At 35.4% G+C, this 8543-nt stretch carries 5 protein-coding genes; 1 reads left to right on the plus strand and 4 read right to left on the minus strand.

Going from position 1 to position 8543, the window contains the following annotated elements; all coding sequences use genetic code 11:
- Positions 1-205: 205 nt before the first annotated feature.
- From ACH2DQ_RS17070 to ACH2DQ_RS17080, 3 genes are all read right to left on the minus strand, one after another.
- A complete protein-coding gene (locus ACH2DQ_RS17070; protein ID WP_394914022.1) occupies positions 206-1240 on the minus strand; it encodes an NAD(P)-dependent alcohol dehydrogenase in 1035 nt (344 codons plus the stop codon).
- Between the two features lie 411 nt (positions 1241-1651).
- On the minus strand, positions 1652-2971 hold the full coding sequence (locus ACH2DQ_RS17075) for a sensor histidine kinase (protein WP_394914021.1): 1320 nt from the start codon (positions 2969-2971) through the stop codon (positions 1652-1654).
- Between the two features lie 16 nt (positions 2972-2987).
- Positions 2988-3686: a LytR/AlgR family response regulator transcription factor gene (locus ACH2DQ_RS17080; protein ID WP_394914020.1), complete on the minus strand. Its 699-nt coding sequence runs from the start codon at positions 3684-3686 to the stop codon at positions 2988-2990.
- Between the two features lie 564 nt (positions 3687-4250).
- Between ACH2DQ_RS17080 and ACH2DQ_RS17085 the strand changes: the two genes are divergently transcribed.
- The gene (locus tag ACH2DQ_RS17085) at positions 4251-6971 is read left to right on the plus strand and encodes a leucine-rich repeat protein (protein WP_394914019.1); all 2721 of its coding nucleotides are present in this window, start codon (positions 4251-4253) and stop codon (positions 6969-6971) included.
- 54 nt (positions 6972-7025) lie between these two features.
- On the opposite strand, the gene ACH2DQ_RS17090 is transcribed toward ACH2DQ_RS17085, so the two are convergent.
- The coding region (locus ACH2DQ_RS17090) for a hypothetical protein (protein WP_395027556.1) at positions 7026-8543 on the minus strand (1518 nt) is incomplete at its 5' end.

Consider the following 8543-nt stretch of genomic DNA (forward strand, 5'->3'; position numbering starts at 1 on the left):
GCGATAAATTCCCCTTCATGAATATGTGCATCTGTTCTGCATATCCCGCAGGATTTGACTTTAATCAATACCTGGTTTTCCTTTACTTCCGGATTTGGAATCTCTGTAACAGAAAATTTCCTTGGTTCACTATACACTACTGCTTTCATTGGTTTTCCTCCCATTCTTTTTTACAATCTTCTATTTGCTGCCTGTTTGAAACAAGTCAAGAAACCTTAATTACCCCTTTTACAACATCCTGTGCATTTTCAATAACCGTATCAAATGCTAATTTCACATCACTAAAATCAAATTCATGCGTTGCAATCTTCCCAACATCAATTTTTCCATCTGCGATTGCGGCGATTGCCACCGGATAAAGATTACGGTAGCGGAACACAGACTTCACACTCAGTTCTTTTGCCATTACTTTAGCAAAATCAAATGCTATGACATCCTGCGGCGCCATTCCTACTAACACGATTGTACCGCCTCTTTTTGTAAATTCAGGCGTCTGCTGAATCGTCTTCACAGCACCAGCCGTTTCCAGAACAACATCCGCACCTATTCCACCCAATAGCCTTTCCAGTTCTTTTTCTACATTAATCTCCTTTGCATTTACCGTATGATTTGCTCCCAATTTCTCAGCATAGTCCAAGCGTTTCTGCAGCATATCCACAACAATTACATTAGCCGCCCCCCTGGCTTTACAGGCCAGCAGCGTCACCAGACCAATACATCCCCCGCCAAGTATCACTACGCTGTCTCCCAGCTTAACATTCCCCTGTGCTGCTGCATGTAATCCTACAGCCAGCGGCTCTACCAATGCACCTTCTTTCGTAGAAACATTCTCCGGGAGCTTAAAACACATATCAGAAGGATGTACTGCATACTCCGTCAATACGCCATGATACGGCGGCGTTGCAAAGAACTTCACCTCCGGACACAGATTATATCTGCCAGTTTTGCAAAATTCACATTTCCCGCAGGTAATCCCAGGCTCCAGTGCCACCCGTTCGCCTGTTTTCAAATCAGTAACTTTACTGCCTGTTTCCACTATGGTGCCTGCCGATTCATGCCCCAGAATAAATGGTCCGTCAACAATAAAATCTCCTATTCTTCCGTTTTCATAAAAATGAACATCTGAGCCACAGATTCCTACATATTCGATTTTAACCAAGACTTCATTCTCGCCTGGCACCGGTTTTTCAATGTCCCGGTATATAATCTCGTATGTTCCATCCATATATGCTGCTTTCATGCTGTTACCCCCTCATTTTATATTTTATTTTGGTGTGATTAGTGTTTTTTGGTTTCAGGTTATGAGTTTGTGGTTTAGTTTTTGGCTTGTGGTTTTTAGGTTATGTGGTTTCCGGTTTTGTGGTTCGTGTTTTGTTTCATTTGCGTCTTAGTTCTTAATTATCTTTTATAAATATATTTTGTAAAAGTAATTTTAAGCATATTTTACAAAAGTTTCTTATATTTGTCAAGTAAAATATCCAAAAAATAAAAAAAGGTTCGAACAGATTCTTTTTCACCTGTTCAAACCTTTTCTATTTTTTAATACATCTCAACTTTATTAGACAATCTTAACAATAAAACACATTTCGTCAACATATCTGCTATCGGAGGCATTATCTGCTTTCGAAGACATTATCTGCTTTCGAAGACATTATCTGCTTTCCGGAATGGGCAGTGTTATATTCACCTGAAATTCACTCTCCGAACTTCCTGTCTGCATCGTACCGTTATACTTTTCCAGAGTTTTCTTTACATTTTGAAGTCCATATCCCATGTGCCCTCCTGCTTTACAGCTATGGCGGCTCCGGTGCTCCTCATCTCTTTGGATCGCATTCATTACCCCTTCCGCCAAAAGTGAATTGCGGATACTAATCACAACAAATTCATTAAAATAGTTCATTTTGATACGTATATATGGGTGTTCGCTCACTCTTTTAGCCGCCTCAATAGCATTATCCAGAAGATTTGCAAATACAGTTGTCACGTCAATGTCCTTCATAAATTCCAGGCTGACCTCACCGATTTCAACCGCCGAATTAATACCGTCCCGCTTTGCATTGCTCAGCTTATCATTCAAAATGATGTTTAACATTTTATGATTCGTATAAAAATGCTCCCCCAGCACATTCAACATATGATGCATATCTTTTACATAAGTATTTCCTGCGTCTGACTCCTGCATATGGTACAACTGCTCCACTGCTATGAGATGGTTTTTCATATCATGGAGAACTTTCCGGGAATCCTGATACTTCTTCTCCAACTCCCCATAGTATTTGTATTGTAGTTCATTCTGCTGATGATACAATTGCAGTTCCTTTTCCAACTCATTAGATTTTGAAATATATCCTCCCAGATAGATAAAGTAAACATCCAGGATCAGCAGTAAAACAATATTAACTGCAATCACAGTAATTCCATACAACTGGATATAAACTGCACCCACCTGAACTAGTGAAAGCAGAAATATAACACTCCATACCGGAACCATATACATGCTTACCAGCTGCCATTTATTAATTCTGTTTATCTTCTTCCTGTTAATAAAGAACACCATAAACCTAGTCAATAAAAGATATAGGACTATTTTCAATGTCAACGCAATATTCGCCATCAAAAGAGCACTTTTTATATCATTTGACGGGATAAACAATGCAGACAGATTCAATATAGCCGACTGCCCCAAAACTCCGATCACTGTAAACAAAGCATAATAGACAATATACAACATATTGCTGTTAAATAAAAAATGCCCCATCACAGCCAGATACACAATTCCGGCAACCATGCTATAAATTGTATTTCTAAATGTCACACCTAAAATAATAATCATACCATAGAAAAAAAACGCGGCAAAATACCACCATTTTCCCCGATAGATATTCCGCTCAATATGACTCATAAAATAATATGCGCAATAAATCATCACGCTCAATTCCGAAATTCCCAATACAAGATTTAAAATAGCCATTTTAATTATGCCCCTCTCAAATACGGTTAGCCATATAATGGCTCAATTTTTCCCTGAAATCCACGGACTTCTTCTGTGACAGAGGAACCGTACTTCCATTCATCATATGGATATCGTAACCCTTAATTGTCTTGACATAAAACAGATTAACCGAAAAACTTTTATGAGGCATATAAAAACCATACGCTTCCATCTTAACAGACATTGCTGTGATACTGCCATGCAAACGTAAATCTCCCGCTTTCGTCCTCATAAGAATTTTCCGATCAGCATACTCAAAATAATAAATATCCTTCACATTTATTTCATGTATTCCATCTTCTGTCTCAAAACGCAGCATCTGCTCCGGCTCTTCTTCCGCCGTATATGCTAAAACCTCTTCCAACTGCCTGTGGATGTTTTCCTGGCTGACCGGTTTAATCAGATACCCAAATGCATGTACCGAAAACGCATAATTGCGGTAATCATTGTAGCCAGTCACATAGATAATTTTCACCTTTTTATCATAGCTTCGAATCTTCTGTGCCGTCTTAATTCCATTGATGCCTTTCATATCGATATCCAGAAAAATAACATCATATTCTTTATGCATCCTGACCAGTTCTTCCCCGCATTCAAATGTATCCACCACACACAGCAGCCTAAAACTTATTATATAATCTTTAATCTGCTGAACGACTAATTTCTCATCATCGCAAACAGCCACCTTAAGCATCTTATCTTCCTGCCCTTCCAAATTCGTTAATTCCAGTATAATAGCTGTACTGAAAAGATTCAAGAACAAAAGCTCAAGATACGGCGACTTACACCTAACGTATTGAAAATATAAGTATTGATATGTTGAACCATCCAAAACCTGCCTGAAAGCTGCCTAGGAGTCCACGCAGATTGTACCGGTTTTAAGATTCTGAAACGGCTTTGATGCATGCTGATTGATGAGCTTAATTCTCATAGATACTCTGGCATATCCCTCATAAATGCTTTTCAAAATATATATTAGAAAATGATTGCCTACCTTATATGCTTTCATGTATAATAAAACAATACAATTAATTATTACTCTTGTTTCCCACACATATCGCAAAAACTGCAATATTATATTCATATCTAGTTTTATCCCTATGGAATTCTTATTAATATCATGAAAATCCCACTATAAGATTAAAATAAATATATTGAATTTTTTGATGTACAAAAGAATGATTGAGCGTTATTATTTTTGTTTTATATAATGCATTACGAAACCATAACTGGTTTCTGTTTGAAGGGAGAAGATTTTATGAAAGTTAAGATATTTACACGTATTTTATCCGTCACAATAATAATCACATTAGGGATCTCAAATATAGCATTTGCAGCATCTGATAATGTGGAATCAGAAACAGAAGAAACTGCTTTTATTACTGAATTAAACGATGAAGAAGATAATGCTGTAACTGAAGAAACTGAAAATATAAATACTCCATTTGACCCAAAAGAAAAATCTGATAAAATTAAGTCCTCAGCGGAATCTGAAAATGAAGTCTCCTCTTCCACAGATAATATGCCGTCACAAGCTGAGCAGTCAGCACAGGTTGGGGACACATTTAACTCTACTTTTGGCATATATCAAATTTTAACCATTGGCGAAAAACCAACTGCTATGCTGGTTGATAAAGCCCAGCGTGATCCCAATGGAAACTTTATCTATGGAGACACTACCAAGCCTTGGACTGTGAAATATTTGAACGTGGAATACGCCGTCACTGAAATTGGAAGCAATTGTAAATTAACCGGCATACCCGGTACCATTACAATTCCAGAAGGAGTTACTTATATCCATAATGGGGCTTTTTCGAAAGCTTCTGCTAAAAGGATCGACTTACCGGCTTCTCTGATGCATTTTGATGAAGATGCTACTTGCTATAATCTGGAGCTTGTTACCGTTGCGCAAGAAAGCCAGTATTATAAAGTAGTAGATGGTGCTCTCTTAACTAATGATGGTACTAAACTGATTCTTTATCCCGCAATGCATCAAAGTGACTCCTATACTTCACCAGAGAGTGTTCTCAGCGTAGAAGAAGATGCTTTTTATAATAATGCATACTTAAAAACCATTACGCTAACGAATGTTAATACCATTAAAGACTATGCATTCTATGAAATGAAGAACATTGAAACGATTAAATATCCAAAAACGCTTACTAATCTTAGCCCAAAATATGTTACTTTTAATTGTTTTACTCTAAAGCAGATAATTGTTGAAGATGGAAATCCAATATTGTATGATGAAAACGGCATTCTATTTTACAGAAATGAGAATGAACATATGTTAGTATTGTACCCAGCTTCCTATCCATTGAAAGAATATAGCATTCCATATGGCATAAAATCTGTTTGCAGTTTTGCTTTTAATGGAATAACACAAACTCAAATAATCAAAATACCGGCTACTGTAAATAGGATCTATTCATATGCTTTTGAAGAAACGCAAATCCCCATAGAATTTATTTTACACTTTTCATCTCCTTTAGAATTGTCTCAGAGTGCATTTGACCGTCTTGCCCGTGGCAGTAAATTATATGTTGAAAGTGAAACAATAAAAAATGGTTTTCTGAAAGACTTTTTAACAACTAATATTAATGAAAATGGGGGGACACAAATAGATACTGAGACCCCCATTATAATTGATTATGAGAAAGCAGTATCTCGCATTGATAACTGGTATGTTAATAAAGGAAAAAAATATTATTATGATATAAATGGTAATTTGACAGTTGGTTTACATCAAATTGATCAAAACACCTATTTGTTCGGCAAAGACCATATCATGAAAACCGGATTTCAAGAAATTGACGGAAAAACATATTATTTTTCTACAGAAACTGGAAGAATGATAACTGAATACGGATTTATAACTATAGATAATAAGCTTTATTTTATTAAAACTGATCATACGATTTATAAAGAAGCATCTTTAAATTATAATAATATGATTTACTACTTCAATACTATTACTGGAGAAATGATATGTAACAGCCTGAATCATACCTTTGGTTCATGGATGGAAACACTTCCTGCCTCCTGTACAAAGGAAGGTTCCAGATCCCATTCTTGCATTAAGTGCTGTTATTTAGAAACACAGCCTATAGAAAAATCACAACACCAGTTTGATGGCTGGAATATATTAACCCCACCAACCTGTTCATCACAGGGAAGCAAAATCCGAACATGTATTCTATGTAAAACCATCAAACAAGAGATAATTCCAACATCCTCCCATAATCCCGGAAAATGGATTATTAACCGGCAAGCAACTTGTCAAGTAAATGGAAAAAAAGAATTACACTGTATCCTATGCGGTCAGATAATACAAGAAACGGAGATGCAACGGCTGCCACACAAATATGGTTATTGGAATATACAACAACAAGCTACTTATACACATACGGGAAGAAAAACCCGCTCCTGCAGTATATGCGGCAAAGCTGACCTTGTTATTATTCCTAAACTTTCACGTAAAAGTATCTCAAAAGCGGTAACATCTACGATTAAACAGAAAACTTATAATGGAAAGCCACAAAAGCCGTCAATTAAATTAATACTTAATAATAAGCTTCTTAAAAAGAATAAAGATTATAGCCTCCTTTATAAGAACAATAAAAAACCTGGAAAAGCAACGATTACGATAAAGGGAAAACGTAATTATTGTGGGACAAAAAATTTATACTTTTTTATTGCACCAAAAGCCCCTATTATACACAGTTTCAATAATTCTCATAAAAGAACATTGACCATAAGAATTAGAAAAACAATTTATGCGAGTGGTTATCAATTAAAATATTCTACTAGTAAAAGCCTCAAATCTTATAAGGTTACAAATTTCAGCGGTTCTTCAAAAACCCTGCGTAATTTATCTTCAAACAAGACTTATTATATGAAAATACGATCATTTAAAAAGATAGGAAATAAAAAAGTGGTAGGACCTTATAGTAAAACGCTAAAAATATTAATAAAATAAATATTTTTCCAAACGAAAAGCATCCCACGTTTTTTCAGCGGGATGCTTTAAGTGCTATTTATTCATATAATTTTCTTTTATAACTTTTAAAACATATTCATAATCTTGTTTTGTTTTCAAACCTTTCATTAATTTTTTTATTTTTACAACCTGCTCATGAGTGTAGACTTTAGTATTGATAAACTTTTCATTTTCCAGTATTGTCTTTAGTTCTTCTTTATTCCATTTTGAATGTTTGTCCAGCGTGTCCAGATATTTCAGTGATATGAATCTGACATATTCAATTTGATCTACTGCTAATTCCGCCGGTTCTACAACCGTTAGTTTCATGGTTTTCTGCGTTTCTTTACCAAAACGGTCTTTCACTGAGTAAGTTACAAAATATTCATTTACGTCAAGTATATTTTCCGGATGAATAGTATTTCCTAATGCATCTTGAATACTTACAATTTCTACTTTTTCCTGTATATTAATTAAATTACCGTCAGCATCAGTCAAACCTTGATTTTTTGCCGCATCGTCTTCAATGTCATTTGCTTTTGCATAACCTCTTAGATCATTCATTGTTAATGGATTCATCCTGAGTTCTTCTGTTGTTATAATAAGATTTTCAGGTACTTTTAAAGTAGGATAATTATTATATATTATTCTTATATCACTTTCTTTTACCGTAACATTTCCTGCACTGTCTTCCACTTGAAATGTCAGCTTATGACTAACCACTTCATTTTGCTCCATTCCCTTTTGATTATAAGTATCAAAAAAATAGTCATCAGGCATATCCGTATGAAATACGATTTTGTTTTTACTTGGTATATAACCGTTTTTTATCGCATGATAATCTACTCCTATAATTTTCACTTTATCATCGAGCAGGTGCGGATAATACTCCATACCTTTGCTTCTTAATCCATCTTCTTTGTCAGTTGCACCATTATCTGATAGATAAATCTCCTGCATTAATTGGTCTTTTTTTACCATTTCACCTTCATAAAATTCTAATATTGTAGTATCAATAATTGGAGCCTCATTCCATAAAGCATTTAGCTCAAGTAGATAGTCATAATCAACGCCATCTGATTCTCTTGAAATAGGTCTTCCATATGCCGCTACTATAGCCGATACTGTTAAACTATATTGAATACTATTATTTAAAATTTGTTTGCTATTGGTTTGTTTTAAATAATCAGGAAAGGTAGTCGCAGGTACAACAACCTGTCCAGGCTGAAAGCGAATATCCAATGACTGTTTTCTAGGTTCTGGGTCCCATCCCGCATACGAATGATCCTTATACTGAAATTCATTCTCCCGCAAAACATAATCATCCTCTAAGGGCACTATATCGCCAACCATTTCCCCTGTTCCCCCATTGGGCAGATAATTTATCAAAACACTTTTTCCATCTAATAACACCTGATAAGGATAAGCATCATCTTCGCCGGACTGATCATCGATCACAATTCCCTTTTCTTCTGCAGTTTCTTTCGTTCGATCCTCCAACAAATACTTGGCAGTTTGTTTTTTCGTATTGAATATATAATTTGCCAATATTCTGCCTTTAAAAGTATCGTT

The organism is Robinsoniella sp. (assembly GCF_034124845.1).